Annotated in this window: 23 protein-coding genes and 1 tRNA gene; 11 read left to right on the top strand and 13 right to left on the bottom strand. The window is 66.8% G+C overall.

Going from position 1 to position 20,326, the window contains the following annotated elements; translation table 11 throughout:
• Positions 1 to 67: 67 nt before the first annotated feature.
• On the top strand, positions 68 to 346 hold the full coding sequence (locus NL1_RS10265; protein ID WP_067837031.1) for a hypothetical protein: 279 nt from the start codon (positions 68 to 70) through the stop codon (positions 344 to 346).
• Positions 347 to 525: 179 nt separating this feature from the next.
• Here the strand turns inward: NL1_RS10265 and NL1_RS10260 are convergent, their stop codons facing one another.
• The gene (locus NL1_RS10260; protein WP_067837028.1) at positions 526 to 1,110 is read right to left on the bottom strand and encodes a TetR/AcrR family transcriptional regulator; all 585 of its coding nucleotides are present in this window, start codon (positions 1,108 to 1,110) and stop codon (positions 526 to 528) included.
• Positions 1,111 to 1,190: 80 nt separating this feature from the next.
• On the opposite strand from NL1_RS10260, the gene NL1_RS10255 reads away from it, so the two are divergent.
• The 3 genes from NL1_RS10255 (at position 1,191) to NL1_RS10245 (ending at position 3,511) form a co-directional block, all read left to right on the top strand.
• Entirely contained in the window at positions 1,191 to 1,616 is a 426-nt protein-coding gene (locus NL1_RS10255; protein ID WP_067837025.1) for a tautomerase family protein, read from the top strand.
• Positions 1,616 to 2,746, top strand: coding sequence for a zinc-dependent alcohol dehydrogenase (locus tag NL1_RS10250; RefSeq protein ID WP_067837022.1), 1,131 nt, complete (start codon positions 1,616 to 1,618; stop codon positions 2,744 to 2,746). The genes NL1_RS10255 and NL1_RS10250 overlap by 1 nt, the downstream gene beginning before the upstream one ends.
• 84 nt (positions 2,747 to 2,830) lie before the next feature.
• On the top strand, positions 2,831 to 3,511 hold the full coding sequence (locus tag NL1_RS10245) for a class I SAM-dependent methyltransferase (protein WP_156094781.1): 681 nt from the start codon (positions 2,831 to 2,833) through the stop codon (positions 3,509 to 3,511).
• A gap of 95 nt (positions 3,512 to 3,606) precedes the next feature.
• Here the strand turns inward: NL1_RS10245 and NL1_RS10240 are convergent, their stop codons facing one another.
• Positions 3,607 to 4,449 (bottom strand): hypothetical protein, encoded by an 843-nt coding sequence (locus NL1_RS10240; protein WP_067837018.1) that lies wholly within the window; start codon positions 4,447 to 4,449, stop codon positions 3,607 to 3,609.
• Between the two features lie 263 nt (positions 4,450 to 4,712).
• On the opposite strand from NL1_RS10240, the gene NL1_RS10235 reads away from it, so the two are divergent.
• The gene (locus NL1_RS10235) at positions 4,713 to 5,018 is read left to right on the top strand and encodes a hypothetical protein (protein ID WP_067837015.1); all 306 of its coding nucleotides are present in this window, start codon (positions 4,713 to 4,715) and stop codon (positions 5,016 to 5,018) included.
• A gap of 59 nt (positions 5,019 to 5,077) precedes the next feature.
• On the opposite strand, the gene NL1_RS10230 is transcribed toward NL1_RS10235, so the two are convergent.
• Positions 5,078 to 5,617, bottom strand: a complete 540-nt coding sequence (locus NL1_RS10230; RefSeq protein WP_067837012.1) for an HAD domain-containing protein — start codon at positions 5,615 to 5,617, stop codon at positions 5,078 to 5,080.
• 658 nt (positions 5,618 to 6,275) lie between these two features.
• Here NL1_RS10230 and NL1_RS10225 point away from each other — a divergent pair.
• Complete coding sequence (locus tag NL1_RS10225) at positions 6,276 to 6,668, top strand: hypothetical protein (RefSeq protein ID WP_067837009.1); 393 nt, start codon at positions 6,276 to 6,278, stop codon at positions 6,666 to 6,668.
• Between the two features lie 120 nt (positions 6,669 to 6,788).
• Here NL1_RS10225 and NL1_RS10220 read toward each other — a convergent pair whose 3' ends face one another.
• Complete coding sequence (locus NL1_RS10220) at positions 6,789 to 7,703, bottom strand: D-alanyl-D-alanine carboxypeptidase family protein (protein WP_067837006.1); 915 nt, start codon at positions 7,701 to 7,703, stop codon at positions 6,789 to 6,791.
• A 400-nt stretch (positions 7,704 to 8,103) separates the two neighbouring features.
• Between NL1_RS10220 and NL1_RS10215 the strand changes: the two genes are divergently transcribed.
• Entirely contained in the window at positions 8,104 to 8,508 is a 405-nt protein-coding gene (locus NL1_RS10215) for a hypothetical protein (protein ID WP_067837003.1), read from the top strand.
• 168 nt (positions 8,509 to 8,676) lie between these two features.
• Here NL1_RS10215 and NL1_RS10210 read toward each other — a convergent pair whose 3' ends face one another.
• The 3 genes from NL1_RS10210 to NL1_RS10200 all read right to left on the bottom strand — a co-directional run bounded on the left by NL1_RS10210 (position 8,677) and on the right by NL1_RS10200 (position 10,060).
• Positions 8,677 to 9,198, bottom strand: a complete 522-nt coding sequence (locus NL1_RS10210) for a DUF6630 family protein (protein WP_067837001.1) — start codon at positions 9,196 to 9,198, stop codon at positions 8,677 to 8,679.
• 226 nt (positions 9,199 to 9,424) lie between these two features.
• The gene (locus NL1_RS10205; RefSeq protein ID WP_067836998.1) at positions 9,425 to 9,643 is read right to left on the bottom strand and encodes a hypothetical protein; all 219 of its coding nucleotides are present in this window, start codon (positions 9,641 to 9,643) and stop codon (positions 9,425 to 9,427) included.
• Between the two features lie 343 nt (positions 9,644 to 9,986).
• Positions 9,987 to 10,060 (bottom strand) — tRNA-Ile (locus NL1_RS10200).
• Positions 10,061 to 10,224: 164 nt separating this feature from the next.
• On the opposite strand from NL1_RS10200, the gene NL1_RS10195 reads away from it, so the two are divergent.
• Entirely contained in the window at positions 10,225 to 10,656 is a 432-nt protein-coding gene (locus tag NL1_RS10195; protein WP_067836995.1) for a nitroreductase/quinone reductase family protein, read from the top strand.
• Between the two features lie 4 nt (positions 10,657 to 10,660).
• Here the strand turns inward: NL1_RS10195 and NL1_RS37445 are convergent, their stop codons facing one another.
• Together NL1_RS37445 and NL1_RS10190 are read right to left on the bottom strand one after the other, a co-directional pair.
• The gene (locus tag NL1_RS37445) at positions 10,661 to 10,813 is read right to left on the bottom strand and encodes a hypothetical protein (RefSeq protein ID WP_156094780.1); all 153 of its coding nucleotides are present in this window, start codon (positions 10,811 to 10,813) and stop codon (positions 10,661 to 10,663) included.
• 52 nt (positions 10,814 to 10,865) lie between these two features.
• On the bottom strand, positions 10,866 to 11,861 hold the full coding sequence (locus NL1_RS10190; protein WP_067836993.1) for a zinc-binding dehydrogenase: 996 nt from the start codon (positions 11,859 to 11,861) through the stop codon (positions 10,866 to 10,868).
• A gap of 571 nt (positions 11,862 to 12,432) precedes the next feature.
• Between NL1_RS10190 and NL1_RS10185 the strand changes: the two genes are divergently transcribed.
• Positions 12,433 to 12,909, top strand: coding sequence for a UCP032817 domain-containing protein (locus NL1_RS10185; protein WP_067837145.1), 477 nt, complete (start codon positions 12,433 to 12,435; stop codon positions 12,907 to 12,909).
• Here NL1_RS10185 and NL1_RS10180 read toward each other — a convergent pair.
• The 3 genes from NL1_RS10180 to NL1_RS10170 are packed head-to-tail and all read right to left on the bottom strand — an operon-like array spanning position 12,906 to position 16,714.
• Positions 12,906 to 14,678, bottom strand: a complete 1,773-nt coding sequence (locus NL1_RS10180) for an SDR family oxidoreductase (protein ID WP_067836990.1) — start codon at positions 14,676 to 14,678, stop codon at positions 12,906 to 12,908. The two genes, NL1_RS10185 and NL1_RS10180, sit on opposite strands and share 4 nt — an antisense overlap.
• 30 nt (positions 14,679 to 14,708) lie before the next feature.
• Entirely contained in the window at positions 14,709 to 15,815 is a 1,107-nt protein-coding gene (locus tag NL1_RS10175; protein ID WP_067836987.1) for a PDR/VanB family oxidoreductase, read from the bottom strand.
• The gene (locus NL1_RS10170; protein WP_067836985.1) at positions 15,812 to 16,714 is read right to left on the bottom strand and encodes a metal-dependent hydrolase; all 903 of its coding nucleotides are present in this window, start codon (positions 16,712 to 16,714) and stop codon (positions 15,812 to 15,814) included. Before NL1_RS10170 ends, NL1_RS10175 begins: the two co-directional genes overlap by 4 nt.
• Positions 16,715 to 16,999: 285 nt before the next feature.
• Between NL1_RS10170 and NL1_RS10165 the strand changes: the two genes are divergently transcribed.
• Positions 17,000 to 18,397: a WS/DGAT/MGAT family O-acyltransferase gene (locus NL1_RS10165; protein ID WP_067836983.1), complete on the top strand. Its 1,398-nt coding sequence runs from the start codon at positions 17,000 to 17,002 to the stop codon at positions 18,395 to 18,397.
• A 61-nt stretch (positions 18,398 to 18,458) separates the two neighbouring features.
• Here NL1_RS10165 and NL1_RS10160 read toward each other — a convergent pair whose 3' ends face one another.
• Positions 18,459 to 19,352, bottom strand: a complete 894-nt coding sequence (locus NL1_RS10160; protein WP_067836980.1) for an alpha/beta fold hydrolase — start codon at positions 19,350 to 19,352, stop codon at positions 18,459 to 18,461.
• A 188-nt stretch (positions 19,353 to 19,540) separates the two neighbouring features.
• Here NL1_RS10160 and NL1_RS10155 point away from each other — a divergent pair, with 188 nt between their 5' ends.
• The gene (locus tag NL1_RS10155; RefSeq protein WP_067836978.1) at positions 19,541 to 20,281 is read left to right on the top strand and encodes a glucose 1-dehydrogenase; all 741 of its coding nucleotides are present in this window, start codon (positions 19,541 to 19,543) and stop codon (positions 20,279 to 20,281) included.
• The last annotated feature ends 45 nt before the right edge of the window (positions 20,282 to 20,326 follow it).

Raw genomic sequence — 20,326 nt, 5'->3', positions numbered from 1 at the left:
CGAATACCGGAATCGGCTTTAATCTGAGATAGCAAGGGGCACACAGTGATACAGGGGAGGATACGCCATGCGCAGTCTGGAAGACCGATTCGGCGACGCCATCGACGAGCTCGAGAACTTGGACGAGCAGCCGACGCTCGCGCGAATCGAGGAGCTACACCACCTGATCGACGATCTCGACTACGAGCTGCAGACCACCACGAGCCTCGGTGCTCGCCGCTACGAGCTGACCAAACGCAGCAGGCACTCCCACGCCCTGCTCGCCGAGGCCCGAGACCGCGCCCAGAACGCCTTCGCCATCACCGACGAATGGGAGGTCACCGAGGCCATCGACCGGCACCACTGACCTCTCCGCGATCCGGCAACGCCGGGTGGGTTCCGCGGCGGCGCACCGGCATCCGGCCGCCGGTACGGACCGGATCGATCACACCTACGCGTCCGGTTGCGGGCGGACGGTGAGGATCTGCTGCGCCTGGCCGACGGGCCCGCGGATGTCGTGCCGGTGAGGCCGGGGCCCGCCTCGACTCAGTTCGCGGCGGAATCCACGGTGGCGCGGACGACGGCTTCCAAAGCGTCGGCGGTCCGATCGAGCGCCTCGATGCTGCGCTGGGCCCGGCACATCGCGACGGTGCCCTCGAGGGCGGCGACGATCAAGGTGGCGGTCTGCTCGGCGACGGTCGCTGTCGCGCCGTGCGCGCGGAGGGAATCGGCCAGCAACCCGGTCCACCCCTCGAAGGCCGCCGCCGCCGCACGGCGCGGTTCGTCGTCCTCGTCGGGCTGGTCTTCCACCGAGACCGCCAGGACCGGACATCCGGCCCGGAAGTCACTGTCCAGCACGGTCTTTCGCCACATGTCCACGAATGCCCGTAGCCCGGCGACCGGCCCGGCCTGCAGTTCCCTGGCCAGCCGGCGCGTGGTGAGGGCGTCGGCGAAGCGGACCGCCTCGGCGGCCAGCTGCGCTTTGCCGCCGGGAAAGTAGTGGTAGGTGGAGCCCAGCGGGGCGCCTGAGTGTTTGGCGAGTTCCCGCACGCTGGTCGCGTTCAGCCCACGCCGCCGAAGCATGTCGGCCGCACCCGCCACCATCCGATCCCGCGCCTCCGACTGCGCCATCACACACCTCCCTTGCCCATAACGACCGTTATAGCGTACCGTCCATGACTTATAACAGTCGTTATAACGGAGGTGTTCCCATGCCGATGATCCAGCTCACCCTGCCCAGCGGCGTCCTGTCCGCCGACGCCCGCACCGGGCTGCAGAAGACCCTCGCCGCCACCCTGCTGCACTGGGAAAGCGCGCCCGATACGGCGTTCTTCCGCGCGCAGGCCTGGTGTCTGATCGACGAGACGCCCGAGGGCGCGTTCGTCAACGCGGAGGACGACCTGCCGCGCTTCCGGGTGGATGTCACCGTGCCCGAAGGCGCACTGTCCGATCGCCGCAAGCAGGGCCTCATCGAGCAGGTCACCGCGGAGGTACTGGCCGCCGCCGGCCTCGACGCCACCGCCGCGTTGCGGGTGTGGGTGCTCATCCACGAACAGCCCGAGGGCACCTGGGGCGCAGCGGGCAATATCGTCCGCTTTGCCGAACTGAAGGCCTTGGCGCAGGGGCAGCGCGGCTGATGCGGGAACTCCAGCTCATCCGCGCGCACCACCTCGAGTGGCGGGACCGGCCCGATCCGGTGCTGCAAGGACCGCGGGATGCGATCGTTCGCCCGTTCGTCGCGGGCCGCTGCGACGGGGACACCCTGCCGATCCACCGCCACGTCTCACGCGTCATGCAGATCGGTATGCGCGTCGGCATGATCGACCCGGTGGTCGCGACCATCTGCGGACCGGTCCCGTTCCAAGGGCCGTTCGGCATCGGTCACGAATGCATCGCCGAGGTGCTCGAGGTCGGCGCGGACGTCACCGGCCTCGCGCCCGGCGACTTCGTCGTCGTGCCGTGGGCGGTGTCGTGCGGAGACTGCCTCGAATGCCGGCGCGGCCTCACCGCCAAGTGCGCCACCACCCGCGCCGGCACGCTCGCCGCGTTCGGTTTCGGACCCGCGAGCGGCCCGTGGGGCGGCATGGTCGCCGACCGATTGCGTATCCCCTACGCCGACCACATGCTGGTGCGCCTGCCGGAAGGTCTCGATCCGCTGCGGGTGGCCGCCGCCAGCGACAACCTCGCCGACGCGTGGCGCTGCATCGTCCCGGCACTGACCGAACGCCCGGGCGGGTCGGTGCTCATCCTCGGCGGCGCCGCCCAGAGCATCGGGCTCTACGCCGCCGGGCTGGCCGTCGCGCACGGCGCCGAGGTCGTCGACTACGTCGATCATCGCCCGGAGCGGCTCGCGATCGCCGAAAAGCTCGGCGCCCGAGCGCATCCGGTCCGCAAAGGCAAGCTCCGCCGCACGGATCTGCCCGCGCGCCGCTACGACGTGGCCGTGGAAGGCACCTCCACCGCCGCCGGTGTCGACGTCGCGCTGCGCGCACTGCAACCGGGTGGAATCTGCGCGCCGGTCGGCTACTACCTGCCGCCCGGGACCAAGGTGCCGCTGATGCACATGTACGCCAACGACGCGACGCTGAAAATCGGCGTCTCGAACGTACGTCCGGTCCTGCCGGACCTGCTCGGCTTCGTCGCTCGCACGGGCTTCGCCGCCGAGGAGGTCACCACGCTGCTCGCCGACTGGGAGGACGCACCCGAGGCGTATCGGGCGCACACCACCAAGCTCGTCTTGCACCGGCCGCCGCTAGGCGCCGCCTGAGCCGCGGGATCGCAGAGGCGTCGTTCGGTCCACCGGCCGCCCGGGGGAACCTCGCGCCCCTGCGATCCGACGATAATGGTGAACATGGCGAGCGAGGACGCGGCGGGCGTCGGCAACCCCGCCGACCTGGGCGACATTCAACGTCGGCACTGGCAGTCGACCTACGACGCCAATCCGAGCATGTACGGCGAGGCGCCCTCGGCGCCCGCGATACACGCTGCAGAGATCTTCGCAGCAGCCGGCGCTCGCACGATCCTCGAACTGGGCGCGGGCCACGGCCGGGACGCACTGCATTTCGCCCGGGCCGGATTCACCGTCCACGCCACCGATTTCAGCAACGCCGGCCTCCGCCAGTTGCGCGAGCGCGCCGACAGCGAAGCCCTCGAGGGGCTGACAGCCGGGATCGTCGACGTCCGCGACCCGCTGCCACTACCCGACGAGTCGTTCGACGCTGTGTACGCCCACATGCTGCTGTGCATGGCGCTGTCGAGCGAACAGATCGTCGCCCTCGTTCGCGAGATTCACCGCGTGCTGCGGCCGGGTGGCATCTTCTTCTACACGGTGCGCCACACTGGCGACGCGCACTACGGCGCGGGCGTCGACCACGGTGACGACATCTTCGAACAAGACGGGTTCGCGGTGCACTTCTTTCCGCGCAGCCTCGTCGACCGTCTCGCCGAGGGATGGGAGCTGCGGCAGGTCGACGACTTCGAAGAAGGCGCTTTGCCGCGGAGGTTGTGGAGCGTGGTTCAGGCCCGCCGTTGAGCCTCGCCACACCCACGGCGAGAATCACAGAGCGGCTCGCCAAGTCTTCCGAGCGCGGATCTCCCACCGTTCCTTGTGCATTCGCACGCCGCCTCTTACTCCTCCGGCCGCGACGCAGATGTGCCGACGGAAAGATCGCCCGATCGGCTCGCGATGGTGATGTCGCCGCCGGCACTCGTGTGGCTGATCATGATGTCGGCAGTAGTGCTGGACAGCTCGTCAGCCCGGGTGAGGAAGGCTGCCAGCACGCGTCCGACCGGATACAGGTGCGGAATGGTCAGAAGCAGGAGAACCAATCGCACCAGACCACTGATAGCTTCACCCAGCTCGTAGGACGGCAACACCGGCACCAAGAAGCTCAGCAGGACATACGTCAGCAAGGGGCGAACATGGGACGCGTCCTCGCGCTCCGCGGTCCGCCCCTTCGGGTTCAGCTCGACATCGCCCTCGTCGTTGTGGCCGAAAAGCTGCGGCGCTGTAGCCGTCGGGCCCGCAACGAGGAAACCGAAGCTCACCGACTGGCGACGCTCCAAATGCGCTACCACCCACCGCTGGTCGACATCTGCCTGACCTTCGAGCGGGGCCTCCTTGATCCCGTACTCCAGCGGCGGGTCTCCGAGTACGTACGCCTCCAGAATCTGGCAGCGTTCGGGAAAGCTGAACCTCAGATACTCCTCTTTCACGACCAAGTGGCCGGTGTTCTCGACACGGCACGTGACCTCGTAGACCTGACCTTCCACCGGCAGGCCACCGAACCGCACGGATACCTTCTGCGCCAACTTCTGCGGGACATCGGTCAACGTCGAACCGACGTTCATGCTGTAGGTCAGGCGCTTGACCTTCTTGCGATCACGCAGCTGATCGGCGACTTCCTTCAGCACGAATCCGACGATCACAGCCACCACGGCGATGATGGCGCGCCACCAATTGTCGCTCAATACAACCTCATCGGCTGCTACTACCACTCTGTCTCCCCGGTGCAGATGCCGTACGCCGATCGTCGCGGCGAGGACTCAGGTGTACATCATTGCCACTCGGACCGACGCTCGCGCACGTTTCCGAATTCCGGCGGCCGCCCTGTCAGGCCTTCCCGTCAGCGGTCCACAGCCCCGATAAGTCGGTGGTCGCGTTGTGTAGTCGGTGCTATCGTTCCGACGCGGCCGGACCAACGGGTCCGTCCGAACTGCATCGGGGGGGTCCCATGTTCAATTGGTATGTCGGTCTGCTCGCTATCAGTGGTATCGCCATGATCGCGATGGCACTGATGGAGAACGGGCAGAGCAGTGCTTCACGCACCATGAACGGCATCTTCGGTCCGCTCTACCTCGGCTACGCCGTCTACCTCGCTTTCCTTTTCGACGGCAGCTCGTACCTGATCTTCTTCCACGCGTTCATCCTGCCGGTGCTGATGGTGGTGAACTACTTCCGGAACCGCACCCCGCGCGCGAAATTGACCGAGACCCAAAAGGCTTGGCGCGCATACCAACGTTCCGAACAGCAGCGGTAGGACGAGTCCGAGCAGCGCGGACAGTCCGATGTCGGTATCGCGGCCGCCCAACTCGGCAGTTAGCCAGAGCCGTAGGCCGCGCTCAGCCATTCGGCGAGGGCGACGAAGTCCGCGTCGGTGAGGCCACGTCGGGGGTCGACGCGATGGAGCAAAGCTCGTCCTCGATGATGCGCCGACACCCAGGCGCGATCGGAGTCGGTGATCTCGTCGTCGACCCATACGAACGAGCGCCCGGCTGCCCAACCGACCAAGTCGCGGGTCTTCCAGTGCAGCCACTGACCTTCGTCCATATCCTGGTCACTGGACTCCTGCCAGACCACCACTGGAAGCTCCGGCAAGCCGATCAGCGGCGAGATCACCTCGTTCGCGTCGGCCATCCATGTCGTGGCCCACACCAGATCGCATGGCAACGCCGTCAATTGAGGCCCGTGCTCGGGATTGAGTCTCACCAGCAGCGGGTTCGACTCGACCTGCCATGGTTCGAGATGCAGCTGATGTCTGGGATATCCGTCCGGATACTGCTGCGGCGTCGCTCCGAACGGAATGAGTGGTCCATCGACATCGAGGAATAGCAGTGGACGCTCTGAAGAACCGGTCACCGCTGCACGATAAAGGGGTCAGGCGGGGGCACGGACCTGCCGATGCGACGTGACCGGTCGTGCCACACGTCGATGAGGTGTCACCGATCGATCTGATCGACAGGTTCGAGCTGGATGCCGGTATGCACGTTGCTCGTCGGTGAGAATTTTCAACCGACTGCCCGGGTCGCGCCAGGCAGAAATCCGCATGCATCCAAGCGGACAGGGTACGTACTCTGACCTCCGGTGCTGGGACGGGAGGAGTGGTAGATCGGTGGTCCGGCAGAGGAGTCCACAAGAGAAGAAGGCGCTCAGCTATGTGCGAGACCGCCGCAACGACTACGGCGAGAACGACAAGAGCTCCCGTAAGAACATTCCGCGTACCAAGCGAATACTCAACCGTGTCGATCGCCGCTGCGACCGTGAAATCATCACTGCCACCGGTGGGCACGTCGACCTTGAAACTGCTGAGCAAGTCGAGTTCGAACTGCGGGCGAGAAGATCGAAGTGGTTGGCGACTGGATGGAGGAAGCGGCCCGACGCGCCACTCGGCGAGGTCGTAGCCCGCACGCTGCGAGGGCGGGGCGTCGGTAAATCGAGTGACGGCTTGCCCGTAGGGTCATAGCCTTACCGGCATCGGATCGCGACGCAGTCCGGTTGGACCGTTGAGGACGCCCGAATGATCACCGAAACGATTCCCATGTGGACCCCCCGGCGAACGCTGGTGTCCCTGCGCGATGTCCTCCAGTTGTTCCCGCCGAACAACTGGCGGTGGACGGTCGAGGACTTCGACGGGGTGTTCGGACGATCACCCACTGGCATCACCTGGGCCCAGTTCCAGGAGAGGGTGGCCGCCGGGGCAGTGGCATTCGACTGGAACGGAATCCAACAGTTCGCCTACGGTGTCGATCAGATGATCGAGGGCCGGATCGTCGCGACCGATGAGAACGACACCACCGTGGTACAGCTGGACGCGTTCGACAGCACTGAATACGAGATCGCCGTCGATCCCGCCCGGAGCGACGCGGCTGCGTTCGCTTCCGCTGTTTATTCCAGACGCCAAACACCGTAGGGCAGGCAATTTGGTCTTTGACCTCATCCATTGACACAACAGTGCCCACACGCTCGCGATCAGCTCGCCCGCGGATCCTGGTGCGCACCAGGATCCGCGGGCAGTCAGCCGGATTTGGCGCTAGCCGATCGGCAGCAGGGTCAGGATCGGGTCATAGGCCCAGTTCAGCATGCGCTCGGCGTCGTTCTTTGCGGCGACGGCGCTGTCGGGTGAGCTGTGCAGGACCACACCGATCAGCGGTATTCCCGCCCGGACCGTCTCGAACAGCAGGCAGTTTCCCGCGGCGTCGGTCCATCCGGTTTTGATGCCGATAGTGCCGGGATAGTCGCGCAGCAGCAGGTTCGTGGTCCGCCAGAAGTGATCGCGGTTGCCCGGTCCTGCGGGCAGGTGATAGCTCTCCGAGCTGGCGATCGCGCGGAACACCGGTAGGCTCATCGCGCGCAGGCCGAGGGTCACCAGGTCCGCCGGTGTGGAGTAGGTGGAGTGGTCGTCGGGGACGGGCAGTCCGCTGGGGTCGGCGAAATGTGTTCCCGCCATGTGCATTCGGTGCGCAGTGTCGTTCATTCTGGCGATGAAGCCGTCTTGGCCTGGCCCGTATGCCTCGGCAAGGGTATAGGCGGCGTCGCAGCCCGACGGCAGCATCAGCGCGTAGAGGAGCTGTCGCGCGGTGAGCACCTCGCCGGGGACCAGGCCTGCGGTGCTTCCGTCGTGCCTGACGCAGTAGGCGATGGCTTCTTGCGGCACGGTAATGGTCCGGTCGAGGTCGCCGGCGTCGACCACGACCAGTGCCGTCATCACCTTTGCGATGCTGGCTATCGGGATCGGGGTGTTCGCCTGTCGCGACCACAGCGCCGTGCCGGTGATTCCCTCTGCCAGCACCGCCCCCGTCGCCTGCACTCCGGCTGGCTCAGTAGTCAGCCAGGGCAGCTGGATATGGGGGATGCTCGTGGCGGGGGCGGCCGTGAGGCCATGGCTGACTGCCACGACCAGCGCACCGGCGACGGTCGCCTGCAACAATCTGGCAAATGTATGCATGGCGCACATTGTGCCGTTGAAATCCGTCAACCAGCGGGATTTCACCGCCCGGAATTCCCCGCAGCCCCGGGGCAGCGTGCAAACCGGCTAATTTCGGATGCTCCGAGCCCAATGTTTCTCGCGTGCGACCGCGCGCCCAGCGACGTTGCAGGATGTCCTGAGCCACAGCGGGTCGCGTGATCGCTGTCGCAAGCTGGCCTCGTTCGCTGGCGCCCAGCGCAGCCATCTCGAAAATGCGAGTCAGCTGGCGCGTTGATGGCCGATCGCGGTGTCAGTGGAGATGTCAGGTGTGTGTCAGGCCGGTGTCAGTCAGCCCGGCGAGAGTGTGTACATCGAACAAAACGACCGGCACCGACACGGTTCCAGTCGGTGCCACAACCGATTTCGAGGAGTACACGACATGTCCATCACCATCACCCTGACCGACCAGGACAAGGCCACCCTGCGCACCGCCGCCTACGGTGCGGTGTCGCTGATGGCCGCCGCCGGTGCACCGCACAAGGGCATCACGCACGGCTGCATCGCCCTGACCTCGGCGACCGGGCTGGTCGGGCACGTGCTCGCCGCCAAGTCCAAAGACATCCACCTGCAAGGCAAGTCCGTCGCCGAACTCGCCGATCAGGTGCTGCCTGCCCTGACCGCGGCCATGAGCCTGCTCGGTGAGCAGCATCCGGGCGAGGCCGACAACTTCCGCGGCACCGTCCTGGTCGCTGTCGAAGCCGCCGCCGGGCTCGCCAAGGGCGAACCCAGCCCTGCCGTGGCTGCGATGGCCCGCAAGATCACCGCGGCCCTCGACGCCGCCTGAGGGATGCGTGGTCGGCGCAACACAGCTGGTAGCTGGTCGCGGGGTCCTCTCCGGACCCCGCGACACGGCCACCTACGGTCGAACTCCGGGTACGGCCCTGGCCATTGGGAACCGCGCGGCCGGCGGCGGCACGATGGCGCGTTCGATCACCGCGTCCGTGACAGATTCCTACAGAACAGCCACGTCGTGTTCGATCCCGGAGATACTCCCCAGTCGGATCAGGAAAACGTCGCGTCGCGCTGACTCCAGGAGCTCCGGGACTTGCGCGACCGGAACGAACGTCACCGCATAGCTGTCCGACTCGGTATCGATACCCACCAATGCCGCCCCCACCTCATAGCTGCGCTCACCAACCAAATCCAGGAAACGCTCGTAGATTTCGGCTGAATCGAGGTCCGGCACTTCGCGCAGGTAGGACTCATACCACGTCCAACTCATGTCGCCGGGATAGATACAGAGCCATTCCAGATGCTTTCGAACCTGCTCGCTGTCCGACTTCCAGTCGAACCATGCCACCAGCTGCGCATCCTCCAGCCGTTCCAGCAGAACGATTCGAGCATCCACGAGGTGGCGCGAGTCGCCCGGGTGCTTGTCCGCTGCTGCACGCACGGCTTCTGCGATCTCTGCCTGATCAGGCGCGATGGCCTTCGCCACCGCGATCAGAGCATCTCGCTGCAACTCCCAATCCATCCCAAACCCCTCCGTGCGAATCGCGGCCGTACGCGGGCGACTGTATATCGGCCTTACGACATGCCACGCGCACCATCGCGATTTCGCATCCGATGGTATTGCGGCGACAGAAGTTTCGCCGAAAGTCGGGTGGATATCTGCTGCAAGCCGCCGGTCAGCACACCGCCGCCTCGATGTATGGGGCCCGGCTTCTACCTCTGGTGACCCGCCACAGTGCCGCAGCTCATCACAGGGATTGCTGTTCCCACACGATCGCATCGAGTCGCTGCCAGTCGTTCTCCAGCCAGTCCCAGATCAGCTGCCCGACCACGTTTACGTCGTGCACCGTGGTGGTGGAGAAGTATTCGGCGTCAGCAGCTCCGGAGTGCACCTCGACCTGGTAGTCGGTGTCGCTGTTGCGGTAGGTCTGAATGAACGTCGCCGCATTGGCTCTCGAGACCGTCATGAATGAATGGCCGCCAAGTGGACGCGGTCGGCTGGCGAAATCCGCGCCAAGGGCGACCTGCTTCGGTAGCGGCATCGACTCGTACAGCCGACGCTGGTTTGGCCGCCGAACAGGGACGCATCGACGGCGAAACCATCGCCGACGGCGCCCAGCGCGGGATGCGGCTTCGTTATCCGACGATCGTCCGCTTGCGTTGATTCGTGGATGGCGCAGCTCGGTGGCGAGGTCCTCCACAGGCTCCCCGATCGGCCGGCTCCGCGGCTGGAATCCATTGCTGTTGGAGCGCCAGTTTGAGCCAGCCAAGCTAACGAAAGCAGCGTTTCCCCTGGTAGAAAGTGGTTTGTGGGGCGGGCGGGGCTCGAACCCGCGACCAATGGATTATGAGTCCACGGCTCTAACCGACTGAGCTACCGCCCCGCATGCGCGGTGGAACCGCGACTGTCAAGGATGCTACCGGGCGCGGCGGTGAGGGCACCAGTTGACTCCCCGGGCGGACGGCCACACGCGGAGTTTCGTACGGCGTTCGTCCGTCGAGGTCCGTTAGTGTGGGCCCAAAACCGAAACTTACTGGAGGGTCAGATATGGCCAGTGTGTTCGCGAATGTGCTGCGGGTTCATCAGTGGGTGTACGAGAACAGCGGTGGGCTGGTCGGCCACAAGCTGCTGTTCGGGAATCCGACCCTGTTGTTGCGGACGGTCGGGCGGAAGACGAGGCAGGAGCGCACCTCGGCGCTGACCTACGGGCGCGATGGCGAGGTGTACTTGGTGACCGCCTCGAACGGCGGCTCGCCGCGGCCTCCGGGGTGGCTGGCGAATGTGAAGGCGACGCCCGAGTGTGAGATTCAGGTCGGGCGTCGCCGGATGAAAGTGGTTGCGCAAGCGACATATCCGGATGATGCGGACTACGCACGACGGTGGGCGATCGTCGACAAAGTTAACAAGGGTCGCTACAGCGCCTATCAAAAGATGACCAAACGACCCATCGCAGTAGTGGTTTTGACGCAGACGAAGTGAACCGTCAGTCGCCGTCGTCCCCCCACTGCCCCTTGTTCACCGGCACGCTGTCATCCCACCGGCTCTCCATTCTCGGTGGGCGACTTGCGAATTGGACGACGGCGAAAACGAGGAAGAGGACGACGGCGACAACACCGATAACGATCAGAGTCTGCACGGCAGGCACCTTAGCCTTGCCTCAAACGCGCTGCACAGAAAGCCGTGACAAGTCACAAAGTGAGCAGCGTTCGTCCAAGAGATTTCCTGGATTCGATTGCGGCATGGGCGCTGTCGGCGTCTTCTAGGGTGAAGGTCTGGCCGATCACGACCTCGATCTCACCGGCGACAACGGCCGCTTGGATGCGGCGTGAGAGCGCGTTCCAGTCGATGTCGGCGCCGGTGAGGTCGAACAGACCGAGGACGGCGATGTCGCGCGCGGCCAGCGCGTCGCGGTCGAGTGTGGCGAAATCGCCTGCCGCGGCGCCATATCCGAGGAACCGGCCGTGGTCGGTGATGGCTTCCGCGGCGGCCGCGCCGAGGTCGCCGCCCGCGCCGTCGAGCACGATGTCGACCCCGTCTCCGCCGGTCGCGGCGCACGCCTTTGCCGGCCAGTCCGGTTCGGAGTAGTCGACGACGGCGTTTGCGCCGAGCCGCTCGGCCAGCTCGAGCTTGGCGTGTCCGCGGGCCGCCGCGACGACGTATGCCCCTTCGGCACGCGCCAATTGGATGAGCAGCGTGCCGAGACCACCGCCCGCCGCGGTGATGAGTACCCGCTCCCCCGGCTGGATCGAGGCACGGTCGAACACCGCGAGTGCGGTCTTGCCGTCATGGCTGAGCGCGACGGCCTGGTTCAGCGAAAGTCCGTCCGGTACTTCGATGAGGGTCTCGGCCTTGGCGAGCGCCTTCTCGGCGTAGCCACCGGTGGGCTGCCCGCCGCCGATCCCGCTCGCGGCGGTGCTGGTGGCGACGTGCTTGCCGATCCACGTCGGGTCGACGTCCGCGCCGACCTCGACGACCACGCCGGAGATCGCTCCGCCCGGCACGTAAGGGGTTTCCATGTTGAAGTATTCGCTGCCCCAGCCCCCGCGCAGCCGGGTGTCGAGGAACATCACGTCGGCCGCGGCGACCTGGACGACCACCTGCCCCGGACCGGGCGTCGGATCGGGTACTTCCCGCACCGCGAGCACCTCTGGTCCACCGAATTCCGTTGCCTGCACAGCTCGCATCACTGACCTCCTGACGACACCTGGTCTGACGGAGCCCAGCATGAAACCTGAAGTTCAGTAGAGGTCAAGCGCCGGGAGCGAGATCACTCCCCCGCGCAACAGAGCATGACGCGCGGTTCAGGAGCCCCCGCCGCCACAGCTACTGCCGCCGCCACAGCTACTGCTGCTCCCGCCGCCGCAACTACTGCCGCTCCCTCCACCGCAACTACTGCTGCCACCCCCGCCGCACCCGCTGTCGCCGCCGCTACCGCCCGAACAGCTACTTCCGGAGTCCAAGGCACCGCCGCCGCACCCGCTGCCGTGGCTGTGGCCGTGATGTCCCATCCCTGCGCCGCCCGCGAACCAGGGCCCACGGTTCTGGTTCGGCCCCCACCCCGGCTGCCGCGGCGGCGGGCTGACCGCCTTGACCAGACCCACCACGAACGCCACGACGCCGCCCACGATCAGCAGGGTCACGAGGAGAATCAGGACGATGAGCGCAGCCGTCATGCCGGAATGGTAACGGCACGCCGCCGTACAGTGAATCGTGCAGTTTTTCCGTTCCCGACAGCGCCTCCGCCGCCAGGTCGACCTGCGCGACGTCGAGCAGGCGGTGGCCGCACTGGAACTTCCCGAGGCCGTCTTCAAGACTTGCCCCTGGCAGCCGCGCGAGCTGGTGGAGACCGGGCTGCGCCAGTGGTTGCGCTGCTGCGGCGCGGCGATGCGCGACGGTCAGGTCATCGGCATGCCCTCGCACGCGGTGGACGAGGCATGGCACGGGCTGATTCTGTGCACGGAGCGCTACGCCGCGTTCTGCACGGCCGCCTACGGCCGCTTCCTGCACCACTACCCGGACGGGGTCGCGCCGCGTAAGCACGCCGCGCACGGCTCGATGGCCGAGCAGCTGGGGCGCACGGTGGTGGCGTGGTCGATGGTCGCGCGACCCGGCGAGACCTGCGTGCTGTGGGATCTCGACAGCAAGGTCGGTGTCGCCGAGCCGTGGGGCATCGACGCCCGGCGCGTCGCGGCGATCGAGGCCGAACTGCACCGGGCGCCGGACGTGCCTTAGGTGAGCTTCACCCGTGCCGCGAAGAACCGCACCACCGCGGGTGCGAAGCGGTTGAACTGGTACTGCAACCGCGCCTCCGGGGTGACCGGCACGATGCTGCGGTTGCGCCGGACGGCCCGCACGATCTGATCGGCGACCTTGTCCGGCGTGTAGTGGCGCCTGCGGTACAGGTCGTCGTACTTGGCCTGCTTGCGCTTCTCCTCCTCGGCGCTGACGCCCGAAAAGGTGGTGGTCGCAACGATATTGGTGTGCACGATGCCCGGGCAGACGGTGTGCACCGAGACGCCGCGCCCGGCCAGCTCGGCGCGCAGGCAGTCGGAGAACATGAACACCGCCGACTTGCTGGTGGAGTACGCGCTGAATCCCTGCTGCGGGCTGTAGGCCGCCATGCTGGACAGATTGACGATGTGCCCGCCGAGGCCGCGTTCGGCCATGGCGGCGCCGAAGGCGCGACAGCCGTTCACCACGCCGCCGAGGTTGATCCGCAGCACGCGATCGAATTCCGCCGAAGGCGTGTCGAAGAACCCGCCCGCCTGGCCGATGCCCGCGTTGTTGATCAAGATGTCCGGCACGCCGTGCGCCTCGAGCACCTCGGCCGCGTGCGCCGTCACCTCGGCCTCGTCGGAGACGTCGAGCCGATAGGCATGCGCCGCACCGCCTTCCGCGGTGATCAGCTCCGCGGTGTGCTTGGCGGCGTCCAGATTGATGTCCGAGAGCACGATTTCGGCGCCGAGGCGGGCGAACGCCAGCGCGGTCTCGCGGCCGATGCCGCTGCCGCCGCCGGTGATCACCACCAGCTGGTCGTCGAATTCCTTTCGGGTCCTGCCGGTTTCGGCGCGGCGCAGGCCACGGGGCGGCGCACCGCCGTCGAGGGTGTCGATCAGCTCCGTGGTGGCGGTGGCCAGCAGTTCGGGGTGCGAGAACGGCATCCAGTGCCCGGCGGGCACGTCGCGCCGCCACAGTCGCGAGACCCACTTGCGCTCGTCGTCGTAGCCCGCGGGGCGCACCGCCACGTCGCGGCCCGCCACGATCAGCTGAACCGGCACCTCGGTGCGCCGTTCGCGCGGGTCGAGCAGCCGCTGCACGATGTTCGCGCGGTAGATGAGCAGACCGTCCACGATGTCGCGCCGGAAGGACGGGGCGAGGGTGACGGTCGAGGTCGGCGTGTCGTTCATCAGGGACACCACACGCTGCCACCGCTCTTCGGTGCCGAGCGCACCGAAGGCGGCCCGCGGCAGTCCCGGCGCCATGAAGAAGAACGTGTAGGCCGAGGACAGCAACTGGGTGAACGGCTGCCACACATTGCGTGGGGTGGGCCGGGACAGCCTGGCGCGCACCCACTTTCCGATGTGGTCGAGATTCGGGCCGGACACCGAGGTGAACGAGGCGATCCGAGCGGCGGCGCGCGGTTCGCACACCGCCTCCCACACCTGGACCGAACCCCAGTCGTGGGCGAGCACGTGCACCGGCGCGTCCGGGCTCACCGCGTCGGCGACGGCGAAGAAGTCGGCCGCGAGCGCGTCGAGCCGGAAGTCGGCGGTCCGCCGGGTGCGGGTGGACCGGCCGTGCCCGCGAGTGTCGTAGGTGACGACGTGGAATCGCTGCGCCAGCAGCGGCACCACGGCGTCCCAGAGGTGGTGGGTGTCCGGCCAGCCGTGCACGAGAACCACGGTCGGGGCCGCGGGATCGCCGTATTCGTAGACAGCGAGCTCGAATTCACCTTTGCGCACTATCCGCTCGGTCGCCGCCGAGTCGATATCCGTCGTCATCGATGTCTCCTTGTGGTCGGAGGGCCTTCACTACAGGTCGAGCACGAGACGCCCGCCGTCGCAGCGCGATACGCAGGCCAGCATCTCGCCGTCGGCGCGTTCGTCCTCGGTGAGCACGGTGTCGCGATGGTCCGGCTCGCCGACCAGTACGCGCACCTTGCAGGTCCGGCAGAAGCCCTGCCGACATGAATAGGGTTGATCCGGACGGGATTTCAGCAGTGCCGCCAGCGCCGACTCGTCGGCGGGCACCTGCAGCACCTCGCCGGTGGAGGCGAGCTGGATCTCGAACGGCTGCCCGTTCACGATGGGCGGTGGCGAGAAACGCTCGGAATGCAGTTCCACACCGCGCATCCGGCGCACCGCGTCGGCGACGGTGTCGGTCATCGGCACCGGGCCGCAGCAGTAGACCGCGGTGCCCGTGGTGACGCCGGGCAGCAGCGCGGCCGCGTCCGGCAGTCCGTGTTCGTCGTCGGTGCGCACGGTGACGCGGTCACCGAACGTCTCGATCTCGTCGAGGAACGGGATGGTCTCGCGACTGCGGCCGACGTACACCATGGACCAGTCGAGGCCGAGCCGCATCGCCAGCCGTGCCATGGGCAGGATCGGCGTGATCCCGATGCCGCCCGCGATGAAGTGCAGGTGCACCGCGGGCGAACCGTAGCCGGGCACCGCAAACGGGAAGGCGTTGCGCGGACCGCGCACCACGATCGGTGTGCCGACGGGCAGGGCGTCGTGCACCTCCACCGAACCGCCACCCCCGTCGGGGATGCGGCGCACCGCGACACGGTAGGCACGGGTGTCCGCCGGATCGCCGCACAGCGAGTACTGCCGCAGCCTGCCGGAGGGCAGTTCCAAATCCAGGTGTGCGCCCGGCCGCCATGCGGGCAGTGCGTGCCCGTCCGGCGCCTCGAGCCGCAGGCTCACCACGTCCTGGTCGTGCGCCTCGACCCGGCGCTCGGTGACAACGAGCGCGAGTCTGCGGTCATCGACCTTCGGGCGCAGATCCCGCCGGTTGACCAGTGCGGCCCAGCGTATCCGGGCTGTGGCGAGCGCGTCGAACACCCGTACCGCCCGGTCCCGATCGCGTTTGCCGAACAGATCGGCGGGCAGCTGCTCGGGAACGACTCGAGGGCTCACGAGGCGACCGCGCGCGCCGCGGGGGACGCGGCCAGGTACGCGACCGCCTGCGCGGTGGAACCGACCGTCTCCGGGTTGTAGCCGGGCTTGAAGGTGGACAGCGCGCTCCACAGCAGCGAGGGTACGCCGGGCAGGGAGCCGCGCCACATGGCGCCGAAAACGCGCTTGATCAGCCGCGGGTATCCCAGATCGGGCAGCGCCGGATCCTGCTGGACCATGAACTTGGTGCCGCGGACGACCAGCGAGATGAAGATCGGGAACACCAGCACCATCAGCGCCGACCTGCGGACGTATCCCGCGCCGAAGTACACCGCGACATCGTGGGCGACGTGCCGGTGCTCCACTTCCTCCGCGCCGTGCCACCGGAACAGGTCGGCGACCCTCGGGTCCGCGTCGAACTTCTCCAGGTCGGCGTTGAGCACCCAGTCGCCGAGGAAGGCGAAGAAATGCTCGAGGCAGGCGATGAAGGCCAGCCGCTCGACCATGATCTGACGCTGCGCGATGCCCTCGACGTCCTTGGGCCCGAGCGTCTTGCGGAACAGATACTCGGCTTGGCGCACATAGGGCGCCGGGTCGATGCTGTTCGCCGCGAGCACCTCGTGCAGCACCTTGTCGTGGGTCTCGGCGTGCATCGATTCCTGGCCGATGAAGCCGAGCATCGCCTCGCGGAGCTTCTCGTCCTTGACGTAGGGCAATGCCTCGGCGTAGGCCGCGCAGAACATGCGCTCGCCCTCGGGGAGCAGCAGGTTGAGCGAATTGATCAGGTGCGACGCGATCGGCTCCTCCGGCATCCAGTGCAGCGGAGTGTCGGCCCAGTCGAACTGGACGTTGCGTGCGTGGAGCGCCACCTCGCCCGGATCGGTATCCGGCCGCCGGTGAGCCCCGCGAAGTAGCTTCATCGGTACTCCCTCGATCCTCATACGTGCACCTCGGCAGCGAATCGGCACGGCGGTGCGCCGGTTCCTGCGCGGGTGTAGCAATGATCATACACGTATATGGAACTAGCAGTAACACACATGTTCGTTGCGGGGGGGAGACGAACGAAATCGGGCCACAGCGACCGCGCGGCCACAATCAGTCATCCGATGAATTTCGTTCTCCAAGTTGATAATAGAGATCACTACTGTGACTCACCTCCCGCCGATCTCCCCCAAATTTAGAACACGTTCTAGTAGGCTTCTGCTATGGAACGATTGACCGGATTGGACGCCAGTTTCCTCTATCTCGAGACCGGGACCCAGCATCTACACGTGTGCGCGCTGCTCATCCTGGATCCGACGGCGGAAGGCGCGAGGTACTCCTTCGACTCCTTCAAAGCCGAACTCGGACGCCGGGTGCCCCTGATTCCGCAGATGCGCAGGCGACTACACGAAGTGCCGTTCAACCTGGACCACCCGGTCTGGGTGGAGGACCCCGACTTCGATCTCGACTACCACATCCGCCGCATCGGCATCCCGACCCCGGGCGGCCGGCGCGAGCTGGCCGAACTGGTCGGCGACATCGCCAGCAGGCCGATGGATCGTGACCGGCCGCTGTGGCAGATGAACGTGGTCGAAGGCATCGACGGCGACAAGGTCGCGGTGATCTGTAAGTACCACCACGCCGCCGTGGACGGCATCACCGGCACGAACATGATGATGCACCTGTGCGACATGGAGCCCGGCCTCACGCGACCGGAGCCGACCGAGGAATGGCAGCCCGAGTCCACGCCGAACGACTGGAAACTGCTGGCGGAGGCTGTCGTTCGGCTGCCCGACAAGGCGGGCATCGTCGGCATGGTGCCCAAGACCGTCGGCATGCTGGCCGGTTTCGCGCAGCGGCGGCGAAACAACCAGGCGGGCATGGCGCTTCCGCTCACCGCCCCGCGCACCCCGTTCAACAAGGCGATCACGCCGCACCGCGCGGTGGCCTTCGCCGAAGCGGATCTGGCCGACATCAAAGAGATCAAGACCGCCTTCGACGTGAAGGTCAACGACGTGGTGCTGACCGTGGTCGGCGGCGTGCTGCGCGCCTACCTGGACAAGCACGGTGAGCTGCCCGACCGTTCGCTCATCGCCTCGGTGCCGGTCTCGGTGCACGAACAGTCGCGGCACACCGAAGGAATCAACAAGGTCTCCTCACTGTTCTCCGAGCTCGGCACCGATATCGCCGACCCGGTCGAGCGGCTGCGGTCGGTGGCCGCGGCGAATCGGAACGCCAAGGAGGAACACGATCTGATCGGCGCCGACTTCCTCCAGGACTGGTCGAAGTACGCCCCGCCCAACACCTTTCAGCTCGCCGCTCGGGTCTATTCGTCGCTGAAGCTGGCCGAGCACCATCCGGTGGTGCACAACCTCGTGGTCTCGAACGTGCCCGGACCGCCGATGCCGCTGTACTTCCTCGGCATCAAGGTGGACGCGATGTATCCGTTCGGGCCGGTCTTCCACGGTGCCGGGCTCACCGTCACGGTGCTGTCCAACAACGGCGATCTCGATATCGGGTTCATCGCCTGCAAGGAACTCGTGCCCGATGTCGCCACGATGGCCGACGCGGTGCCAGGCATCATCGACGAATTGCGCACCGCGGCACGCGAAGTGGAGTGATCCACGCCGCCCTGTTCGCCACCGACGCCGAACAGGGTCACCCGCCGCGGCTTGCGCCGGGTCAGTGCCGTGCGGCGACCGCCGCGCAGCCCTCCAGCAGCGCCGGAACGAAACGCTCCGCGCCGAAAACACATCCCGCATGCCCCGTCCCGGCCAAGTGAATGGTCGCGCCGGGAATCATCGTCGCCATCTCCAACTGCCGATACACCGGAATCGCCCGGTCGCGGGTCGTGATGACCACCGCCGTCGGCGCCGTGATCGCGTCGAGCCAGGCCGACGCGTCGAAGCGCCCGACCTCCGCGATCACCTGAGCCAGCGCCCACCCGCTGGTGCTGCGGAACTCGCCGAGCGCCCAGCGCTCGAAACCGCCCGGCGGCCATTTATGCTCCGGCAATTCGGACAGCCTGCTCGCGAACTCGTCGATGCGCCGCAGCGAATACGGACCGATGGCGTCGGCGAAAGCGCCGAATACCTGATGGAACGCCCGCTCGCGCCACTTCTCCCTGAATCGATACGGTGTCGCGCACAGCACCAGCCCGCCGATCCGGTCCGGATGACGATGGGCCGCCGTCAACGTGACCACGCCGCCGAGTGAATAGCCCGCGCACAGCGGGCGTTCGACGTTCATGGCATCGGCGATCGCTACGACGTCGTCGGCGCAGTCGTCCACCGAGAAGCGCGAGGACCGGATGCCGCGCCCGTGCCAGCGCTGGTCGAAAAGGATCACCCGATAGCGCTCGGCGAGCGCCGCCAGCGCGGGAAACCAGGTGAGGTACGCGGTGCTGGCGGTGCCGTGCAGCAGGATCAGGGTCGACGCGCCCTCCGGCCCCGGCATGTCGACCACGTAGGTGCGGCCACGGCCCGCCAGCTCGACCATGCGACCGCCCGGCACCTCGGCGATGTCGGGAACGCCCGCGCGGCGGACCCAGCGTCCGACCCGGTCGGGATTCGCCATCCTCGGACTCCTCCCGACGAACCTACACTGGAACACGTTCTATTCGATGATGCCACAGGACGGTGAGCCGGTCTGCGCTGTGCCGTCGAATCTTCGCTTCGCGTAGCCGCTGAACTCCGCGGACGTTATGTAACGTGTTCACGTCGGCTACCGCCGACGCTGTTTCCGCGACGGACGGAGGTACCGCAATGGGGCGGCTGACCGGCAAGGTGGCCTTGATCAGCGGTGGAGCCCGCGGCATGGGCGCCGCGCACGCGAGAAAGTTCGTGGCCGAGGACGCGCGCGTCGTGCTCGGCGACATCCTCGACGACGAGGGCAAGGCGCTGGCCGAGGAACTCGGTGACCACGCCGTCTACGTGCACCTCGACGTGCGCGACAAGCAGGACTGGCAGGCTGCCGCCGGCGAAGCCGTGCGACGGTTCGGCGCGCTGAACGTCCTGGTGAACAATGCGGGCATCGTCAACGGGAACCTGCTGGTGGACTTCGCGCTCGAAGAGTGGCAGCGCATCATCGACATCAACCTCACCGGCACTTTCCTCGGCATGCAGGCGGCGACCCCCGCGATGATCGAGGCGGGCGGGGGTTCCATCGTCAACATCTCCTCCGTGGAGGGCATGCGCGGCAGCCCCGGCCTGCACGGCTATACCGCGACCAAGTTCGCGGTCCGCGGGCTCACGAAATCCACCGCGCTGGAGCTGGCGCAGTACGGAATCCGGGTGAACTCGGTACACCCCGGCTTGATCAGCACGCCGATGACCGAGGGCATTCCGCCGGATTTCCTGCAGATTCCGCTGGGACGTGCGGCCGATCCCGCGGAGGTCTCGAATCTGGTGACGTATCTGGCGAGCGATGAATCGTCGTATTCGACGGGGGCCGAGTTCGTCATCGACGGCGGGTTGACCGTGGGGGTACCGCACAAGACGTTCTAACGGAGAGCCTGAACAGGCTCTCAGCGGGACTGGTCTGCGGCCGCG

It is taken from the genome of Nocardia lijiangensis NBRC 108240 (assembly GCF_001613045.1).
Lineage (GTDB): Bacteria > Actinomycetota > Actinomycetes > Mycobacteriales > Mycobacteriaceae > Nocardia > Nocardia lijiangensis.
Note: the sequence above shows the minus strand (reverse complement) of the source record. Positions and strands in the feature narration are given on the sequence as shown.